Here is a 1,829-nt window from a genome sequence, read left to right as displayed (position 1 = left end):
GGCGGGGGTGGCGTCGTCCCCGGCGGCGCCCGCGGACTGGCCGCCGAGCAGTGCGGGCGAGATCGTGCAGAGCATCTCCCCCGCAGAGCCGATCCCCCCGAGCGAGCCGCTGTCGCCGAGGACGGACGGCAGCAGCCCCACGACCGCGTTGACCAGCATCAGGACGAGGCCCGACGAGGCACCGTCCTGGTCGCCGGTCACCAGCGGCAGCAGCTGGGCCAGCGAGGCGCCGTCCAGCTCGCCGTCCCCGACGACCGAGCACAGGTCCGGGCCGGTGCCGGCCTCGCCGTCGTCCCCGGCCTCGTTCTCGTCCCCGGTGGCGCCGTCGGCCAGGCTCGGATCGCCGGGCGCCGCCGAGAGCGTGGGATCGGGCCGGGCGTCGTCGGTGGTGGGCTCGTCGGTGGTGGACGGCTCGGCGGTGGCGGAGGGATCCGTGTCGCCCTCCGCGTCCGCCCCGGCGCCGTCGGTGGTTGCAGCCTGCCCGGCCGCCCCGGCACCGTCGACGACGGTGATGGCGACCTTCTGCGACTGGGACAGCGCCCCGTTGGACACGGTCACGAGCACCTCGTACTCCCCGGCGCGGGTGGGCGTGCCGGAGATGACCCAGCCGTCCTGGGTGAGGCCGTCGGGCAGGCCGGTGACCTGGATGGTGGTGCCGGCCGGGATGGTGCCGCCGGCGGCGCGGGCCACGACGGGCTCGAGGTCGAGGTTCACGGGCGTCCCGAGCGGCATCTCCTGCGCAGCGGCCTGATCGGTGGCGTTCTGCGCGAGCTGGATGTCGCCGGCGTGGACGGCGGTCGGGTCGGTCACGGCCACGACCGTGCCGCCTCCGACCACGGCGAGCGCGGCCAGGGCGCCACCGAGGGCGAGCGTGCGGGAACGGGGGGCGGTGCGGTGCGAGCGTCGCTGGAACATGAGGTCACCTTGTCGTCCGGGAGCTGGGCACGACCGGGCCCAGCCCAGTCACACACGCATCGTACGTCACACCAGTCACGCGAGCCACAGACATTCTCGGCGCGCCGCGGCGATCCCTACACTCACCTCTCGGACGCCAGCCGCGACGGAAGGACCCACGTGACCCCACCCCCCGAGATCGCCATCCGGGCCAAGGGCCTGCGCAAGACCTACTCCCACGGGCGGGTGACGGTGCGGGCGCTGGACGGGGTCGACGTGGCCATCGACAAGGGCCGCTGGACCGCGGTGATGGGCCCCTCCGGCAGCGGGAAGTCCACGCTCATGCACTGCCTCGCGGGCCTCGACACCCCCGACGCCGGCACCGTGACGATCGGGTCCACCGAGGTCACGCGCCTGCGCGACGCCGGCCGCACCCGACTGCGACGCACCCGCGTGGGCTTCGTGTTCCAGTCCTTCAACCTCGTACCCGCGCTGTCCGTGCGGGAGAACATCGTGCTGCCCGTCCGGATGGCGTTCCGCCGCCCCGATCGCGCGCGCCTGGACGCCCTGGTCGGTGAGCTCGGGATCGGGGACCTCCTCAGGCGCCGCCCCCATGAGCTGTCGGGCGGCCAGCAGCAGCGGGTGGCCATCGCGCGCGCCCTGCTGCCCCGCCCCGACGTGGTGTTCGCCGACGAGCCCACCGGCAACCTCGATTCCGAGTCCGGCGAGGCCGTGCTCGGGCTCCTCGGCGCGTGCGCGCGCGAGACCGGTCAGACGGTCGTCATGGTCACCCACGACGCGCACGCCGCCGCCCACACCGACACGGTGCTGGTGCTGGCCGACGGCCGGATCGCCGACGAGGTGGCCTCCCCCTCCGTCGAGGCCGTGGACGCGGCCATGCGCTCGATCGCCGGTCGCCGGCCGGCCACCGCGTG

Annotated in this window: 2 protein-coding genes; one reads left to right on the top strand and one right to left on the bottom strand. The window is 75.0% G+C overall.

Annotated elements, in window-relative coordinates:
• Nucleotides 1–915 (bottom strand): putative Ig domain-containing protein (locus HMPREF3086_RS02575; protein WP_070720042.1); only part of this gene is annotated, 915 nt, incomplete at its 3' end.
• A gap of 159 nt (nt 916–1,074) precedes the next feature.
• On the opposite strand from HMPREF3086_RS02575, the gene HMPREF3086_RS02570 reads away from it, so the two are divergent.
• Nucleotides 1,075–1,829, top strand: a 755-nt coding sequence (locus HMPREF3086_RS02570) for an ABC transporter ATP-binding protein (RefSeq protein WP_061230090.1), incomplete at its 3' end; no start/stop codon positions are given.

The organism is Dietzia sp. HMSC21D01, from assembly GCF_001815995.1.
Taxonomy (GTDB): Bacteria; Actinomycetota; Actinomycetes; order Mycobacteriales; family Mycobacteriaceae; genus Dietzia; species Dietzia cinnamea.
This window is presented reverse-complemented; position numbering and strand designations above follow the sequence as displayed.